Source organism: Sphingobacterium puteale (genome assembly GCF_003627955.1).
Classification (GTDB): Bacteria; Bacteroidota; Bacteroidia; order Sphingobacteriales; family Sphingobacteriaceae; genus Sphingobacterium; species Sphingobacterium puteale.
Map to the genome: position 1 here is coordinate 117,285 of NZ_RBWS01000014.1, position 17,883 is coordinate 135,167.

The window sequence follows — 17,883 nt, forward strand, 5'->3', positions numbered from 1 at the left end:
CTTTCTTATGAACAACATCATTTTACCATTGAAGGAAAGCTCGTCAAAAAGATAGCCTATAAATATGCTTATCTTAACTAGGAAAGTACAGAAGGCCACAAACAGGATTCTTCCCTTATTAAAAATGGAGCTTTCTATCCTAAAGGCATTCCAGTGTATGTCAATAAAAACTGATCATATTCTTAGGAAAGTTTACTGTCATCTTGTACTGATTTAAAAACGGAGTTCCCAATAAGCCTTCTATCGGTAAGGCATCGGGACCTGTTCCGCCACCGATAGCCTGATCTGTAATTACGGTATACATATCCTGCAAATCTAGCTCACCTACTTTCGCATGGGTTAGAAACGCTATTCGATTGCCTTGGCTTATTCCATTCACCCCTTTGATATCCACCTCCCCTTCTTCAAAATCAATATAAGATTTTAGTTCCGTTTCCAACGTCTTTTTCAACACATTGGCATTTGCACCACAATCTATTCCCATTGGATACGCCTTTCCGCCGAAGGTAATATCCACAATCGGGATATGCCGTTTCAAGCGTAAAGGATATTGGGCCAGCAAAGGTCCTTTGTCGACTGCTTTCGATAGCAGATCACCGCGGTCATCCAATTTTTCGAGCAATAGCTCCTGCCGTCCATAATCTAATGTGAACTGATAGTTTTTCAAGATGCCAATGCCAAGCAAGCCAAAGATAGGACTACCATCTTCAAGTTGCATATCCTCCATTTCAGCAACTGGAGCCTCAAGCCCCTGGAGTGCAATGCCCCCTATCTGAATTCGATTGCCTGCTGACCAGACCACCTGTTGCATCTGCCCACCGATCCCTGCGAAATCTACCGAAACATCGGCACGAATTTGTTCTGTTGGAACAAATTTTTTGCGCAATATAACAACGGGGGCACCGCTATCAAATTGAAAGTAACCCTTTGTGCCGTTGAACGTCGATTCTAGGTAGACCAAACCATTCACCAATTTAAAAGGAACGACCATTGTCACGGGTTGCTCCGCACTCTCTAATGCATCTGCCAATGCTTTTTCAGGATTGCCTTTCATGCGGCCTTTAACAATGCCAAGATTTATAATTTTTCCGGCACGATTAAATAAGAAACTTGGTTTGCCGGGCTTTCCATCCTGATAGGTTACTTCAAGCTGGATCTGCTCATCCCCATTGGCAAGCTTATGCCGATCGATTACTTGAAATGAACTTATAGTTGAGAATTTGTTCAATATATCGGGCACAGCAGCTTGGTTATTCATTTTGGGCAGATTACCGATCGTTGCACTATCGGCCATCATGCCCAACAGCGCTGCCGCATCTTTCTTATTCATTGCCGCCACAATCCGATCAATCGACCTGCTATTATCAATCTGTTGTGCTAAAGCCAGATTTCCGATCAGCGACAAAGCAAGTAGCGTATACATGGTCTTTTTCATTTTATTTTACGGTTTCGTCTAGCCATTTCACGACTGCATCCAGAGTACTATCGGGCATTTCACCAAGTTTTGTGTACTCCGCAGGCAGGCAGGTCTGACAGGCTTGCAATAAGTGGTTTACATTTGGCAACAGGATTGTTGTTACTTTTCCCTGCTGACCGGCGCTGCTATACTGTTTCCAATAAGCCAAATTAACCGGATCCACAAAAACATCCTTACTTCCATTGATCGCCAGGATCGGCACATCTACTTTACTTAAAAAGATCCGCGGATCGTAACTGACAAAATAGCGGTACCAAGGTCCGATAGCCTGCTGCACATAAGACCAGATCGGAAAACGGAAATGATCGTGTTCAATACCTAAAGATTTAAAATAAAGATCATCCTTTTGCTTCCAATAGCTGTAGACCGCATTGAGCTTGCTCTCCATGCTGTCCGACTTGGCATATTGAAAGGCGGTCGCAAACATCAGCCGATTGATCTCATTGGATCTTTTTTTGTCCACCGCGGTCATTGGCGACGTATTGACCAGGTTTTCGTTCTGCACAAAAAGCGATTCCAGTCCGTTTGAAGCCAGACCCGACAAACTGATTAGAAAAGCAACATCTTTGCTTTGGGAAGCAGCTATCGAGATCACAGCGCCCCCTTCGCTATGTCCCAGTAAGCCGATATGTCTCAAGTCAACATTCTTTTCCGTTTTCAAAAACTGCAGCGCGCCCAATACGTCAAGGGCAAAATCTGCCGTGGTCGCATAGCGGTAGCCGCCTGTCGTTTTCCCCACACCGCGGTCATCCATACGCAAAACCACATACCCCTTTGGCGTCAGGTAATTGGCGATGCGGGCAAACATCTTTGTCCCGGCCATCGAACCGTCACGGTCCTGTGGACCGGTACCTGACACAATAATAATAGCCGGATATTTCCCCGCCTTGACAGGCGAGGAAATGGTGGCACCGATGGTAATACTATCTGCTTTTGATTTAAAGACAACCTCCTTTTGCTTGATGGCCTGCGCTGAAATATGGCCATAAAAAAGCAATGAAAGTGCGGCCAGCAGCAGTGATTTAATTGTTTTCATGTCCTTATTTCCCTGCTTTTAAAATGTTGACCATTTCAATGATTTCATCGGCAAGCTCTGAGGTGCTGCCCATGTAGCCAACCTCCGAAAAGCGAAGTTTACCATTTGGACCCACCACCATTTTGTGCGGTATTGGCCCCACGCCAGCTGCCTTCGAAGCCTTACTATCCGCATCCAGCAATACCGTGAACGGGTAGTTATTTTCTTTCATATAATTGGTCACATAATCTTTCATATCCGACTTGCGCTCTTGTGTATTAATAAAGTAGAAGACGACATTCGGATCATTTTTGAAATGGTCCACCGCCAGTTTCATACCTGGAAATGCGCCCTTGCATGGTGCGCACCAAGATGCCCAGAAATCCAGCACAACAATTTTCCCTTTTTGGGCCGATAGGCGTACTTTTTTTCCATATTGATCCAACAGCTCAAAATCTGCGATATCCTTGTTGATTAAAAGTTTCTGCACTTTTTCCTTCAGTTCTTTGCCTTTGTCTGCATTTTTTAGACCAGCAAGATACTGATCATAGCCTTTATCCGATTTGTGTCTTAGGCTATAACTTTTTTTCATCAGTTCCAGCATATACGTCGAGCTCTGATTCATCGCATAACTTTTCTCCAGTGCCATCTGCAATTCTTTTGCCTTCCCCTGCCCTTCCAGTACGCGTACATAGGTATCGTTCAAGTCCGCATTTTTGTAGCTTGCCGTGCTCTGTGCAGCAGCAGCATACACAAAGGCTTCATCGTAAAGTTTATTGTCCACCAATATCTTGGCAAATAAAGGAGCACTGGAATAATACAATGTCGCATATTTATCGCCTTGAAAATTATCCTTGTAGTAATTTAAACGTTCCATAATGACACGTGCATAAGGTAATATCTCGACGGGTCCCATACTTTTTTGCGAAATATAGGGAACGTCCAAAGAACGATAGATCACATTAGAAAGTGCTTCATAGGGTGCTATCTTGGACATATATTTACTGTAGTTGGCAAGATCTTTTTTCATACTTGTATACACCGAAATGATCCAGTAAGCGCTGATATAACTGATCCGGTTGGCCTCATTAAAAGCAACTTCAGCTTCCTGATAAGGATGTTTGTCAATAAAATCCGTCGCAGCTTTCAAGCGTTCGTCGTCCGTCTTTGCTTTTTGGATCAGATTAAAATCAGCCAGGCGCTGCTGATCCTTGACATATTGACCGTTTGGAAACTGCGCGACAATTTTTTGCCGTATTTCCTCCGCTTTTGTGCTTTCCTTTAAAACATTTTTGTAGACACGATAGATTTCCAGCAGATCTTCTTCTCTGATATCAGGAATCTGTTCCAGGGTGTTCAGCTCCTTATCGAGCTTAGCCAAGGATTCTGGCGTATTCATATGTTTCAGGGCACTTGCTGCAGCGTAAAGCACGCGAAAACGGTTTTCGGGATGATACTGCAATTCATATTTCACCCACATCAAGAGAATTTCATCCGTCTTATAAGACGTGCTATCCACCACGTAAGGTACACCTGCAACTATATGCGGCGCGCGCAACATGCCCCAGCCTAACATTCCTCCCGACATCTGGCGTTTGTCGTTTGCTGAGAGGATATAGGAATAGGTTTGCTCCCCACCCTTATCTACCAATGTACCCGATTTAAAAACAAGATTCATCAGCCCCAAATGTGCCGGCAGAATATATTTTGCAGTCCATACCGAGTCATTTTTAGTAAACTTGAGGTCCGTCGTCGTCCATTTAAAATCGGTATAGCCTGTTAACTGTGCCGAGATATCTTCGGCATCCTTCAGCACGGTATTCCGAGCATCATATATGAGCTGTACAGTATCTTGTTCCTTTGGAAACTCGGGAATCACCTTAAAAACTTGCGGCTGTTTCTGTTGTTGCGCCAAGGCAACGGAGCAACTCATCAGTGCCCAAGCCAATATAGATGTAGTTTTCATCACCCTATTTTTCATATTTCTCATTCTTCCTTTTTCAATAATGGATCTGCTGATTCGATATTATGGATTTTGTGCTATTTCGGGACTTAAATTGATTTCATATTGGGCGATCCGAAACACATAGCGGTTGCTATTCGGAGCCAATGTGAAGGTGCTTCCGCCGAATGTACGCGTGTAAGTTTTCTGGAAGCGCGTATCATCTTTGAGACGACGCATATCCCACCAGCGCAGCATGCGGAACATAAACTCGCGACGACGTTCCTGCATGACTTTTACCAATGCATCGTCGGCATCTGTCGCACTCAGATTGACCGTTGACCCCGGAAGAATTCTACTGGCACGTAAACGATTGACCAGTGCCATTGCCGCGGCAGGCTGATTGTCCCGTGCGGCAGCCTCCGCTTTGATCAGCAGCATTTCAGGTACTGAAGGGCCTACATTGCGGCCTTCGTTTTTGATATAGTCCAGGTAAAAGTAGCGCCCATCATACACCTCCCAGCTCGATATTGTCGACCCCGGTACCGTAAATAAATTGTAGCGCTGGTCTGTTGCATCAAACAGTCCCAAAAGATCCTTGCTCAAGCGCAGGGCCGTAGTAGTATAGGCAGTAATACCATTGACCGGTATTTTTGAGAGCAGGATTTCTGGATTGGATACACGTAGCGGATAGCTGGCCATGGTAGCCGCTGTCAGCTTGGTCAAATCATTCAGTTTATCGTTCAATGCAAGGGCCTGCTCCGCAGCTTTTGCCGCATCCGCATAGCGGTTCATATACAAGTATGTACGCGCCAATAAACCATAAGCTGAGGCCTTGGAAGGTAAGGTGGTAAACTGTTGCTGCACCGGCAATGCAGGAAGTGCTGACTCAATATCCGCTAAAATGGCATCATATACCTGCTGCAGCGTACCTCTATCGAGAGACTGCTCTGTCGTTGGCTGCAAAACCAGGGGTACACCCAGATCCGTATTGGCACTTGCCTGCTGGTAAGGTTTAGCATAGGTATTGGCCAACATCAAGTAGGCCGAGGCGCGGTGAATCTTAGCTTCCGCAACCAGCTGGCTAATTTCAGCAGGCGTACCATCGGAGACATTGGGAACCTCACTGATAACGGTATTCGCATAAGCAATCGCATTGTAAAGCGCTCCCCAATTATCATCTTTATGATACTGGTTATCAATAGGGTAAATATCATCTGCCCATTGATACGCTCTACGGTAGTAACCATTAAAATCATTGCTCGCCAGTGAGATTTGCTGCGGCGAACCATCGATGATCTCCAGATCATCCGAAGCCATATCCGATACGGTCGGCGCAGCTTCCAGTGCAGTTGTATTATTTAACAAATAACGATAGTTTTCAATCGTCCCCGGTGTCAATTGTCCCTGGGTTTTTATATCGACATATTTTTCACAACCTGTCATGGTAAAGCCGATGCTTAGCGCGGCTACCACTACTGCCAATTTACGGCCGCTGTGTTTTATAGCTATTTTCATGATTTTGGCAATTAGAAGTTAACATTGATAGAAAAGTTGTACGAAGGCACCGGACGCAGGTTGGTCGTATTGCCCACATAATTGGCAAAGTCCGGGTCAATCCCTTCTTTATTTGCGGTCCAGATCAGTCCCAGATTACGGACAGACCCCGTCAGGCTCACCTGCTCGATTTTTATTCTTCTTAGAAAATCTTTCGGCAAAGCATAGCTCAGGGAAATCTCCCGCAGGCGGATATAATCTCCTTTCAGTACATTGATATCCGAATAACTGTAGCGGTACAGACTATACTGTCCATAAATATCGGCCGTTACAGCAGGGACATTGGTGGTAACCTCGTCTCCTGCCTGACGCCAGCGATCGGCAATATCGGCACTTAAATCAAATTTGGGCAAAGTAAAACCGCGGCTCGGTGTCATGTACGACTCGATACTCGGCTTCATGAACACGCTTCCAAACTGATAGGTCATTAAGGCATAAAACGACCATTGCTTGTAGCGCAGATTCGTTTTGAGGCTTCCAAAATACGGTGCTACAGTACGGCCCATGTATTTGAGGTCGTCCACACTTTTCAAGGTCTCTTTGACCGAAACGATGTCTCCTTCTTTATTGTAGATCTGAGTCAATCCGTTGGCATCCAGTCCAGCATGGCGAAATGCAAAAAGCTTGTCGCTTGGATAGCCCTCCAGGTAGCTAATACCAATAGGTGTATACGAATACGTAAACGTTGAGATATCTGCCGGATCAAAACGGTTATCCGTTATTTTATTGGTATTGTAGGAGAAATTGGCCGTCATGTCCCATTGCCAGTCGGCACTACGCAACAAGATACCATTCAATCCCAGGTCAATCCCCCGGCCGCTCATGGTTGCCGTATTACGTTTGAGTGAGCCAGCGTTGATCGTCCCTACATACGGCGCAGCGATCGGAAAACCATACAATAGATCACGGCCTTTTTTAACATAATAATCCAATGTACCGCTTAAGCGATTGTCCAATAAGCCAAAATCAAGTCCCAAATTGGTTACGTAAGTTTTCTCCCAGCGCAACTGCGGATTGGCAATAGCGATGATACTTGCCGATGGCTGCGCTGTAGGGTTGCGCGAAGCATCATCCAAAGATATATAAGTGAATGGTCGCACATCTTGCGTGATATTGCCATTTACGCCGTAGGTTGCTCTAAAACCCAATTGATTCAGCCAATGCAGGCTGTTCATAAAAGATTCTTTTCGCAGATTCCATTTAAAACCGCTCGACCATAAAGGCGTCGCACGGAAACTCCGGTCGAGGCCAAAGTTGTTGTAATCATCGTAGCGTACACTTCCTGAGAATGTAAATCGGCCATCATAGGTGTAGGCAGCGTTTGAAAAATAAGAAAGGAAACGGCGTCTGCGATCCGCCTGCTGCGGTGCACCGCCAAGGCTTTCGTTGAAGCCCTGTATGCTCGGATAAGCATTTGGCAAATAGCTCACCGCCGTATTAAACCCTGTCTGCATATTGTAGCCATAATAGGTGATATTGCCTTGCCCTGTTTCAGTCTGTCGAATTTCTGAGCCGGCAATTGCCGAGATATCGTGTTTCTGTCCCAACAAGGCATCATAGCTCAATTGGCCCCTGACGGTATAATTGTTAACATCGGTATTGATAATATTATTGATCCCCCCTTTGTTGATACCAATACTATTTGTTGAAGCTCCGATCGGTGTAAAGCGATTCAACAACGATCGGTTGGCATAGGAGCCCTCGCCGTTGTACGTCCGGTTGTTGCCAAAAGACCGCTCGTTGGAATACATCACCGATCCCTTCAAACCTTTATAGATTGGTATAGCTAAATTGATCACAGCCGAATAGTTATTGTTCTTTAATGAACGATCCATCAGTTCCAATTCCTGGAGGTAATTGTACCGCCAGTCTTTGTAGGCCGGCCCGAGGACATCGACAAATCCAGGGGTTAAACGATCATAAGCAATGCCATTGCCGTGCTCGTCCGCCAATAGCTGATAAGGCAACAACGTTGACCCGCCGGTATCGTAAATCTGGGATAGGCCGATCCCATTTTGTCTATTGCGGAAGAAAGTTCCCCGGATACTTGTTGACAAGGTGGCAATCTTAAATAACTTCCAATTGTTGTTTAAGTTTAAGGTCAGCCTTTTTCCATTTTCCCCCTTGGTATACGGATTTTCATTGGCGTAAGATGCCGAATAGAAATAGTTATTATTTTCTGTTCCATTGCTGATCGACAGATTGTACTGCTGACTGCTCATCGGGCGCAACAGGTATTGTTGAATCTGCGAACGATTATCGATCGACTTGAGCGGATTGACCAATGCATCATAATCAGCCTGCGTCATCTGCCCATTTTTCAGCCGAATGGCTGCTGCGGCAACCTCACCCGGATAATAGGTACTATAACTGTACAGATTGGTTGCAATATTATTGCCATTCAGAATATTCTTGGCCACCAGCTCCTCTTGATAGTCGATCATCTGTGCGCTGTTCATTGTACGCAGATAACCCAAATCAGGTTTCCCAGAAAAGGTTGTGTTCATGGAAAAATTGATTTTTGGGACACCCGTAACAGATCCTTTTTTTGTTGTGACCACAATAACACCATTGGCAGCCCGCACGCCATAGATTGATGCTGCAGCCGCATCCTTCAATACAGTGATATTATCGACATCATTTGGGTTAAGCATGGCCAGATCAATACTGGAAATTGCGCCGTCAATAACGATCAAGGGAGATTTTTCGGTATCGGAATCGATAGATCCCACTCCGCGAACAGTTAGTCCATAATCATTCTGGCCGATGGTGCGTGTGCTTGAGTAAATTCCCAACTGGTTGTTATTATACGTAAAAGTACGGTCGCCTGTTCCAATCGTAACCTGAACACCGGGAACCTGTCCTTCCAATCGCTGGATCAGATTGGCAGAAGGGATTTTTTCCAGCTCTTTGGCCGTAATGAGCGAGACGGAGCCTGTCGCCCTTTCTTTTGAAATCTTTTGATAACCTGTAGAAATCACAGCTTCCTCCAGCAAGTGATCTTTCTCTTGCATGGTAAATGTAAGCTGACTGCGATTTCCAGCTGTTATGGCCGTACTCTCATAACCCACAGCAGTGATCATAATTACATCCGTTGGTTTGATATCATAAATCAGAAAGCGGCCATTTTCATCGCTTTTAGCACCTTTGCGTGTGTCTTTTACCCATACGCTTGCTAGCGGTATCGGTTTGCCACCCGCGGAAAGTACAGTTCCGGCTACGCGATCCATCATTTCCGGATCAGTTCCATATCTTACCGTGCTGGCATCACGGTCCTCTGCAGAACGGCGCACAATTGAATAGGATCTCTCGTCCACATACAGAAATACCAACTGGTTGGGGTAAAGTACTTTTTTAAGGACTTCTTCCAAGCGATTTCCTTTGAGCATTTCTGGATCTACAGTTTTTCCATTCAAGAGATTATGCTCATAACTCAAGTTGGCATTAAACCGCTGTTCGATCTGTTTGATCGCCTGCTTAAGCGACAATTTCTGCTGGGCGAATGTTTGTTGACCAGCAGTAAATAGCAGCGAAGTGACCGGAACCATCAATAAGCACCGAATCGGTTGCCACCTGTTTTCTGTGATTTTCATTTTTTGTTAGGTTAGATGTTAATGTAGTATTAGATTGATTGTATTTTTCTTATTTTGGATCAAGGTAGATCGTATCCTTGCCGATCCGGATATTAGCTTGCAGGATATTCGCAATGGTATAAATGATGCTTTCCTGCGAATTTAGCGATACGCGACCGTCGATTTTTCGATTTAGAAGTGATGTATCACCAATGATGATTTCTTTACCGTAGACATAGCGAAACTCATTGATTAGATCGGCGACCATTAAGTTTTCGCCTGTCAAGGTCTTCTGCGTCCATAAAACCGATTCTTGTGCTGATTTTCTGTTAGCACTCAAATTGCGGAAGCCCTGACTACCGTCGACTACGATATCTCCTGGTACAAGGATCTTGGTTTCGCCACCATGTTTGCGATTGTGCAGTGCAATGCGCCCTTCCAATAGTGATACCGTCACTTTATTGTCCCTATTTTTTAGGTTAAACTTTGTACCCAGCACCTCCACGGCGAGGTCGCCGGTATAAGCCATAAACCGCTCACCTTCACGAATGTCTGCCGTATCTTTGTTGAGATGTTTAACCTCCAATAGGGCCTCACCGGTCGTATATACTTCCCGCTTGGACAACCATTTCCAGGCGCGACGATAAGCGACAGAAGAATTGGCATTCAACTGTACAGTACTGCTATCGGGCAATAACACGGTTTGTAAGACACCGCTTCCGGTCTGTATAACAATCATCGATTGATAATACCAAGCCGCAGTTACAAAAAGTGCTACCGCCGCCGCTGTAGCGGCGGCTGCCCACAAACGGATAATCTTATTTTTTCGTTTCTTTCTGTTTCCGGCTATGCCATGCTCAATATCCCGAAACAGATTTTCAGTAAATGCTGGACTAGGCTTTATGCGCATAATACCATACAGAGCATGAAGATAAGCGAGCGCTTCATCATACGCGGCAGCATTGTCCGGATTTCCTGCGCGCCATGCCTTCCAATTTCCGAGGTCATCCCGATCCGGCTCTTTGGCAAAGCGGACAAAATCCAGGTCATCCAAAAAATCCTGCGTGTTGTAAGCCGTATATTTCTCCATGATTAAGCCTTTGTTAAATACAGGACAAACAGGAATTAGATTTTATCCCATCGATCTTGAGTTTTTTTAAAAAAAATTTAAAAGCCGTTTTCGACACTTATCAAATTCATCATTTAAAGCGCAAATTAAATTCAACATCTTATTTTTGGACAAATGAAACGTATTTGTACTATTCCGCTATATTTAAAATAAGGGTTTCCTTATTGTTATTAAATCTTTACTATTTTTGGAAAATCAATTGATCTATTTCATTTAATGGCAAAATTCAAAGATGAACAACATCATAGATCGGTACTGGAATAATTTCATTGAGGGCGACAGACAGGCTTTCGAACAGATCTATCGTGCACTATTGCCGAACCTGTATGAATATGGGATGCGCCGGGTAAACGATGAGGATTATGTCAGAGACTCCATTCAGGATGTATTTATTAAATTTTGGGAAAACCGCAGCAAGCTACGAAGTATTTCCAATCCAAAACATTATCTGCTTGTCGCCTTAAAAAATAGCCTATTGAATGCCCAATTGCGAGACGGCAAACTCTCTTCATTTGGCGAAAAAGATGATTTCCAGCTCACCTATGATGTCGAATCCGCTTATATAGCAACCGAAGAACAACAGGCAAATGCGTTAAGACTGATTCAGGCGCTCGAACAATTAACGGGGAAACAGAAAGAAGTTATTTTTCTTAGGTACTTCGAAGAACTGAGCTATGAGGAAATCAGTACGCTGACCAACATTTCTGTCAAAAGCCTGTACAAATTGAATAATCGTGCCATGGAAGCATTGAAAGAGATCATGGGTATACCAAAGCAACATCTGCTTGTCCTATTTTATTTGATTAAGCTCCTCCATTGATTTTTCAAGCAGACAAATTTTAAAAATTTGCGACATAAGTATCCTTTACAATCATTTTCGTTATCTCAAGGCAGATTTATCTCATGGGACTTCTCCTTTTTTTCACCGACGGATTAAACTTCAACACAAACAAGTTTATCTCATTAATTATCAATGAATTAATGCTTTTGGTTCAGCTAGTGATAATGTGTATAATATGGGCAAAACGTTTAAAAAGCCTTGAGAATTCCTTAATGTCATTCTAATAATTAGTTTAACCATTGGATAACAGATTTCGCAAATATTGATAAAGCCATGGAATTGCCAAATCCAGTATATAAGCAGTATCGAAGATATACAATTAGATTACTTGTTTTAGTGCCATAAAAGTGTTATTTTCCCTCAATCTTTATAATATTTAAATATAACCTATCAGAATGATCAAAAAACTTTTTGCCTTCTTGTTACCTATAAGTTTTGTCGGTCTGCTGCAGGCGCAGACAAAAATCTATAATGAGGAACAGATCAATACGTTTTTTACAGAGCTAAAGCAAGCCTCAGCAAGCACCTTTAAATTATGGAATAAAGACCTATATGGACCAACCTTATTAGTTGATCCGGGAACAAGGAAGATATATGCAAATGAGCCTGATCTAGAAGGAGGCCTCCAACATTCAACGAATATATATGTCGGTATACTTCCACAGGAGGTGAATTTTTCTAATACGACATTAGGCTGGAATGGTAAAAGATGGGCTATGATTATGTTGCCGCTTCCTGAAAATAGGGATGACCGTATCAATTTACTCGCTCATGAATCATTTCATCGCATACAACCTGAGCTTGGATTTAAATTAAATAATGCGAATAACAATCATCTGGACGAAAAAGATGGACGAATAAGTCTACGCCTTGAATTTGAAGCGTTAAAAAAAGCGTTGGCTGCGCCAGATAAAAAAGAGGTGAAAAAGCACCTCAGTAGCGCGTTATTTTTTAGAAAATATAGGTATGCCAAGTTCGAAAAAGCGGCTGCCAATGAAAACTTGCTCGAACTTAATGAAGGAATTGCTGAATTTACAGGAATAATTGTCAGTGGCCGTGATGATGATTCAACAAAATCTTATCTCACTAAGGCTATGGACCGATCCCTACATAACCGCACCTTTGTAAGATCATTTGCGTATCAAACCATCCCCTCTTATGGTTATCTTCTTTTTAAACAAGATAAAAACTGGAACAAAAAGATCAATGCTAAAACCGACTTGACAAGCTATTTCATGAAGGGGTTTGCTATTTCGGTCCCCTCGACAACAGAAAAAGATTTTAAACGTCTAGCCTTGGAATACAGTGGTCAGGTTATTTTTGATGAAGAAAATGCAAGAGATTCAGAAAATAAACGCATTGTCAAAGAACACAAAATAAAGTTTGTTGAGTCCCCACATTTTGAGATCTTCTTCGAGGCCATGAACTATTCCTTTGACCCAAGAACCATTATTCCGGTCGAAAACTTTGGCACATATTATCCCACTACTCGAATTACAGATGTATGGGGTATTTTGACCGTTGAAAAAGGTGCTTTAATAAGTCCGGATTGGAAAAAAGTTTCGCTCTCTCTGCCAACCTCCATAGATAACAACCTAGTTAAAGGTGAGGGATGGGTGCTAGAGCTTAAGGGTAACTATACAATAGGAGTAGACCAACAAAAAAATAAGTATCTAAAAAAATAGAAGTAAAGTGACTAAAATTTACTGCCTTGCTTACTTGTGTATAGGCTGTTCCTGTATAAACTTTTTTGATATATCTAATATAGTGTAACCAATTGTTACCCTAAATGCTGTATGGAAGACGATGAACTTAAAAATGTAGATCCGGACGATATTAGCGAGTTACTCGTTAAAGTCGAAAAGTCATTTGACATTAAGTTCGGAAAGACTGAATTATTAAACATTTCAACTTTTGGCGAACTGTGTGATCACATCACAGATAAAATCCAACTAGAGCATTCGAATGACTGCACAAGCCAACAGGCATTTTATAAGCTGCGTAATGCTATTGCATCGACACTTCAAATAGATCATAAAACAATCTCGACCGACTTTTCTCTCATAGACCTTCTACCGAAACAAAACAGACGTTCTCTGGTAGAAAAACTGGAAGATAATCTGGGCTTTAAACTTCATATCCTACGGCCTCCGTATTGGGTGACAGTGACACTCGCTATTTTATTTGTTACATCTTGCGTTGCACTTTTTTTTAGCTGGAAAGTTGGTCTCACAGGAGCTGTCATTTCGAATGCTACCTTCGCGTTGTTTCAGTCCGATAAAACTAGTATTTCTCCATAATTTTTGTAATATTTATATATATAACTTATCATAATGACCAAAACTTTTGCCATCTTATTATCGGTAAGTTTTATCTAGCATACATATATAGTTTTTTTGAATACAGATTTTTAATGATGTCAAAACTTTAAAGAAGATGTTTTAAGTACCTCTAAAAGCCTTGGATAAACACAAAAAAAAATATGGAAGTAATAAAACGAGTTGCAAATGAAGTTTACTTTTTGTTAGATCCCGATAAACTGTGGACGCGTATAGATACAATCATCGGTGAAAATTTCAGAGCTATAAAGGGATGCCCCTTTATGTTAAACGAAACTCCTTTGGCTGACGCATCTCTAGTGCCATTTTCAAATTTAAATATAGATAGTAAAAGGATGACCTTTGAAGCGAAAGTTCAAAAGACCGATACGTTTTTTGAGGTAGATCTTTCAAAAAATAACGCAGCGCCCCTTATTGCTGAATTTATAAAAAAATACAATGAAGATCAACTGGAGCTTTCGACAGAACATTTTAATTCTCTTCAGATAAAAATCGAAAAGAAATACCTTACCATTCGCATAGAAAATATCAAGGAGGCCGGTACTAATTTAGATAATAAAAACTGGTTGATCATAAGCTTCAACAGGGCTTGTAATTATGTACAGATAAAAGAACCTGCTATGCCTCAGAAGCGATTTGAAAGTATAAAGAGCCTAATGCTTGATGGTCTCAAGTTGAGTGTTGAATGCAATGGAAGAGATGTATGGGCGCAGGAGAATAACAGTGAAGAGGGATATAGTTATGATTGGAATTTAGATGTTCAACCTGAATTTAAGGACCTAATCACAGGACTGCTAAATATCGGAATCCAATCGCAACGTAGAAATTATACTGGATAACTCAAAATTATTTAACAACCTTCACAAATTCAAATAATGCCAAGAAAATAAAAATTTGTTCTATGAAACAGATAACAATATCAGCCTATATTTTGGCTCTGATAAAAAGCACATTGGGGATCTATCGGAACACTGGGAGCCAGCCCGTTAAATCTGGGTCGCGAATTTAATAATCTACTACAGCCCAGCTTATAATCCGAATCTGTCCATGCAAATACATTTTGCGGGAATGGATAGCCTACCTGCATAAAGGAGTAACGGCTGCTCAGAGGCGGCAGCCGTCTACACTAACTAAACATATGCCAGCGCAGGTACGGGGTTACCAACGCTGGTGAAAGCTATTTGGCAAATATTTCAGCCAATTTTTTGTCTAACTCTTCACCTCTTAAGTATTTAGCAATGATTTTACCATTTGGGTCTACCAAGAAATTCATGGGGATAGCTTTAACATCATACATGACTCCAGCTTCATTTTCCCATCCTTTAAGATCTCCAACCTGCTTCCAGGTCAGTCCATCATCCTGAATTGCTTTTAACCATTTTGCCTTATCGGCGGCTTTGTCCATGGATACGCCTAGAATTTCAAATCCTTGTTTTTGGTATTTAGCATAGGATTTCACCAAATTTGGGTTTTCACGTCGACATGGTGCACACCAGGACGCCCAAAAGTCAATCAGCACGTACTTGCCGCGGTAATCGGATAATTTTACAGGTTTCCCATCAACATCGGGCTGTGTGAATTCTTGGGCTTCTACACCCTCGCTTGTTTTTTTGATTAAGGCTATACGTTTGGCCAAGTCCTTACCAAGGATCGAATTCTGCAGACTAGGGTCTAGCGTAGCAAATATCTTTTCGGCTTTGAGGGCATCAAACTCAGGGGGTAAAGTAGAATTAAAAGCCATTAGGGCCATATAGCTCTTTGGATTTTTGGCCACATAGTCCAATTTCGCATCGATGGTCTGTTGCTGTATGGCATTCGCACGATCCTCCAACGTCTTGATATATTTAGGGTCTTGCTGATCCGCGAGCGACTTGGATTTATACTCGTTATTTAAAACTTCATATTGATCGTATATCGGTTTTAATCGGGCATTTATCTGTTCATTTTCCGCATTTAAAGGGGATCCGGAGATTTTTGCATGTTTGATGGAATCTGCTGCCACAAATTTAATTGTCGCTGATTCAATCAAAAAAGGAAGTATATCTTGTTTCGGTGGTTTAGCGGGATCAAAAGGAGCATTGTCGTGGATGATACGCAAATGCGCTTCCATCGGAGAAGGGATACTTCCTTTAAATTCAAATTTTCCGTTTTTTATGTCAACGGAATCAATACGTTCTTTCCCATCGTAATTAAGACGCAGATATGCTTTCGCAGGTTTATCTAACTTGCCCACTGTTCCTTGAAGTGTATAATTTTGCTGTGCATATCCAAATGTTGGCAATATGCACGCTAAAGCTAGCGCCCATTTCATATTTTTCATATTTATATAATAATTATTGTACTATCTTAAAATCTATTTAGATACTTTCGTCACGCCTTTTTTTACGCTTTGCCCAACGATGTTTGTCTGTAATAGTTGTTTATAAAGCTTATCATCACGAAGGACAAATAAGGCCTCCTTGAAACTCTTGTTCGACTCATTTCTGACACGTGCCATATAATCACCGCCGGTATATAACAATGAACCTACCTGTGCTTTAAATTCAACATCAATAGCAGCATGTGCGCCCTGCTGTTGTTCAGGTGGAATTGCCACAAGAACTTTTTTTGCGGCAGTGATCAGTTGCTGATGCACTTCTTTTGGAACTTTAAACTTTAGGTTGAATGCCTTGAAGTCTGGATAAGCTTTGAGGAGAGCCGCACGATTTTGCTGGACAAACTCAAACCCTCCTTTGGCTACAAGCCCACTGTTCATCAGTTGTGCCATCCACGTACTGTATTCATTGGTATCGATGGGAACAAAACGATCCGGCATAATTCCACCGCCCCCGTAAACAATCCTTTTATTTCCAAGCGTCGTGTATTTTAAAGAGTCCGGAAAGGAAATATGTCCTCCTTCCAATAATTCTTTTGATTCCATTCGTCGGTTAAAATCCTGAAAATAATCATCCTTTCCTTTATTGTAGGGCTTTTGGATCGAACGTCCTGACGGGGTATAGTAACGTGCACCTGTAAGCTGCATTTCTGAGCCATCCGATAGGGGTACAGGTTTTTGCATTAACCCTTTTCCGAAACTGCGGCGGCCGATAATCACAGCACGATCCCAATCTTGAAGCGCTCCAGTGACAATTTCACTGGATGAAGCTGTGGCTTCGTCAATAAGTACTACAAGCTGTCCTTCGTAGAACTGACCAAATCCGCCCGTAAAGTAATAGTCTTTTCCCCCTTCATTGGGCACTGAATAAAAGACAATTTTCTCCTTGGGCAAAAACTCATCGGCAACACCAATCGCAGATTCGACATAGCCTCCACCATTGCTCTGCAGATCAAGGATCAGCTTTTTCATTCCTTGTTCTTTCAGACTTTTTAAAGCAGCATCCATCTCCTGACGTGTGGTCCTATTGAAAATTGAAAGCGCAATATAACCGATCTCCTGATCTACCATATAACTTTCCCGAACGGATTTCTCCAATATATTTTCGCGGACAATGTTGATATTCTTGCTGTCCTTACTTCCGGGCGACGCAATGGTAAGGACCACAGGTACGTCTTTTTCACCGCGTAATTTTTCCATAATCTCCCGGTTGCCCCATTCCTTCGCTGTAATACTGTCACCGTCTATAGCGAGAATTTGATCCCCTACACGTACTCCAGCACGCATGGCCGGACCATCTGGGTTGACCTTGGTGATAAAAGTCTGATGATTATTTTTTAAAAACTGAATGCCTATCCCCGCAAAACTTCCACTCATAGCCACGCGCATCTGCTCAGCCTCTTCACGGCTTGTATAACGTGAATGTGGATCTAAATCTGCGATCATCGCTTTGATTGCAGCATCTACCAAATGTTCTTCATTCACCTGATCGACGTAATTCTGCTGAATAAGCTTCAATGCCTCCTCAAATTTATATTTAGGGTTCATCTGAGCCTGTAAAGACATACTCAGACCGATCATCCCGACGAGCAAGCTCGTTGCTTTCCTATTCATAATGTATTAATGATTTAGTCTTT

At 42.4% G+C, this 17,883-nt stretch carries 12 protein-coding genes; 4 read left to right on the top strand and 8 right to left on the bottom strand.

From position 1 onward, the window contains the following. Positions 1 to 160: 160 nt before the first annotated feature. The 6 genes from D7322_RS18425 to D7322_RS18450 are packed head-to-tail and all read right to left on the bottom strand — an operon-like array spanning position 161 to position 10,653. Positions 161 to 1,435: an aspartyl protease family protein gene (locus D7322_RS18425; protein WP_121125713.1), complete on the bottom strand. Its 1,275-nt coding sequence runs from the start codon at positions 1,433 to 1,435 to the stop codon at positions 161 to 163. A gap of 1 nt (position 1,436) precedes the next feature. Continuing rightward, on the bottom strand, positions 1,437 to 2,513 hold the full coding sequence (locus tag D7322_RS18430) for an alpha/beta hydrolase family protein (protein WP_121125714.1): 1,077 nt from the start codon (positions 2,511 to 2,513) through the stop codon (positions 1,437 to 1,439). 4 nt (positions 2,514 to 2,517) lie between these two features. Then, positions 2,518 to 4,458: a peroxiredoxin family protein gene (locus tag D7322_RS18435; protein WP_183078756.1), complete on the bottom strand. Its 1,941-nt coding sequence runs from the start codon at positions 4,456 to 4,458 to the stop codon at positions 2,518 to 2,520. Between the two features lie 60 nt (positions 4,459 to 4,518). Next, positions 4,519 to 5,952 (bottom strand): RagB/SusD family nutrient uptake outer membrane protein, encoded by a 1,434-nt coding sequence (locus tag D7322_RS18440; RefSeq protein ID WP_121125716.1) that lies wholly within the window; start codon positions 5,950 to 5,952, stop codon positions 4,519 to 4,521. A gap of 11 nt (positions 5,953 to 5,963) precedes the next feature. Beyond that, on the bottom strand, positions 5,964 to 9,584 hold the full coding sequence (locus tag D7322_RS18445; protein WP_121125717.1) for a SusC/RagA family TonB-linked outer membrane protein: 3,621 nt from the start codon (positions 9,582 to 9,584) through the stop codon (positions 5,964 to 5,966). A gap of 49 nt (positions 9,585 to 9,633) precedes the next feature. Continuing rightward, on the bottom strand, positions 9,634 to 10,653 hold the full coding sequence (locus D7322_RS18450) for a FecR family protein (protein WP_121125718.1): 1,020 nt from the start codon (positions 10,651 to 10,653) through the stop codon (positions 9,634 to 9,636). A gap of 271 nt (positions 10,654 to 10,924) precedes the next feature. Between D7322_RS18450 and D7322_RS18455 the strand changes: the two genes are divergently transcribed. The 4 genes from D7322_RS18455 (at position 10,925) to D7322_RS18470 (ending at position 14,711) form a co-directional block, all read left to right on the top strand. Next, positions 10,925 to 11,512 carry an RNA polymerase sigma factor gene (locus D7322_RS18455; protein WP_121125719.1) on the top strand — a complete coding sequence of 196 codons (588 nt, stop codon included), beginning with the start codon at positions 10,925 to 10,927 and terminating at the stop codon, positions 11,510 to 11,512. Between the two features lie 416 nt (positions 11,513 to 11,928). After that, entirely contained in the window at positions 11,929 to 13,218 is a 1,290-nt protein-coding gene (locus tag D7322_RS18460; protein WP_121125720.1) for a hypothetical protein, read from the top strand. Positions 13,219 to 13,329: 111 nt separating this feature from the next. Then, positions 13,330 to 13,833, top strand: a complete 504-nt coding sequence (locus tag D7322_RS18465; protein WP_121125721.1) for an acyl carrier protein — start codon at positions 13,330 to 13,332, stop codon at positions 13,831 to 13,833. Positions 13,834 to 14,015: 182 nt separating this feature from the next. Beyond that, positions 14,016 to 14,711 carry a hypothetical protein gene (locus D7322_RS18470; protein ID WP_121125722.1) on the top strand — a complete coding sequence of 232 codons (696 nt, stop codon included), beginning with the start codon at positions 14,016 to 14,018 and terminating at the stop codon, positions 14,709 to 14,711. Positions 14,712 to 15,049: 338 nt separating this feature from the next. Here the strand turns inward: D7322_RS18470 and D7322_RS18475 are convergent, their stop codons facing one another. Both D7322_RS18475 and D7322_RS18480 read right to left on the bottom strand, forming a co-directional pair. Beyond that, positions 15,050 to 16,192 (bottom strand): TlpA disulfide reductase family protein, encoded by a 1,143-nt coding sequence (locus D7322_RS18475; RefSeq protein WP_121125723.1) that lies wholly within the window; start codon positions 16,190 to 16,192, stop codon positions 15,050 to 15,052. Positions 16,193 to 16,225: 33 nt separating this feature from the next. Then, positions 16,226 to 17,860: a S41 family peptidase gene (locus D7322_RS18480; protein ID WP_121125724.1), complete on the bottom strand. Its 1,635-nt coding sequence runs from the start codon at positions 17,858 to 17,860 to the stop codon at positions 16,226 to 16,228. Positions 17,861 to 17,883: the final 23 nt, after the last annotated feature.

Coding starts and splice junctions, on each gene's coding strand:
- D7322_RS18450 (WP_121125718.1), bottom strand. CDS start 10,653: ATGGAGAAATATACGGCTTACAACACGCAGGATTTTTTGGATGACCTG.
- D7322_RS18480 (WP_121125724.1), bottom strand. CDS start 17,860: ATGAATAGGAAAGCAACGAGCTTGCTCGTCGGGATGATCGGTCTGAGT.
- D7322_RS18470 (WP_121125722.1), top strand. CDS start 14,016: ATGGAAGTAATAAAACGAGTTGCAAATGAAGTTTACTTTTTGTTAGAT.
- D7322_RS18430 (WP_121125714.1), bottom strand. CDS start 2,513: ATGAAAACAATTAAATCACTGCTGCTGGCCGCACTTTCATTGCTTTTT.
- D7322_RS18475 (WP_121125723.1), bottom strand. CDS start 16,192: ATGAAAAATATGAAATGGGCGCTAGCTTTAGCGTGCATATTGCCAACA.
- D7322_RS18445 (WP_121125717.1), bottom strand. CDS start 9,584: ATGAAAATCACAGAAAACAGGTGGCAACCGATTCGGTGCTTATTGATG.
- D7322_RS18425 (WP_121125713.1), bottom strand. CDS start 1,435: ATGAAAAAGACCATGTATACGCTACTTGCTTTGTCGCTGATCGGAAAT.
- D7322_RS18460 (WP_121125720.1), top strand. CDS start 11,929: ATGATCAAAAAACTTTTTGCCTTCTTGTTACCTATAAGTTTTGTCGGT.
- D7322_RS18435 (WP_183078756.1), bottom strand. CDS start 4,458: ATGAAAACTACATCTATATTGGCTTGGGCACTGATGAGTTGCTCCGTT.
- D7322_RS18440 (WP_121125716.1), bottom strand. CDS start 5,952: ATGAAAATAGCTATAAAACACAGCGGCCGTAAATTGGCAGTAGTGGTA.
- D7322_RS18455 (WP_121125719.1), top strand. CDS start 10,925: ATGAACAACATCATAGATCGGTACTGGAATAATTTCATTGAGGGCGAC.
- D7322_RS18465 (WP_121125721.1), top strand. CDS start 13,330: ATGGAAGACGATGAACTTAAAAATGTAGATCCGGACGATATTAGCGAG.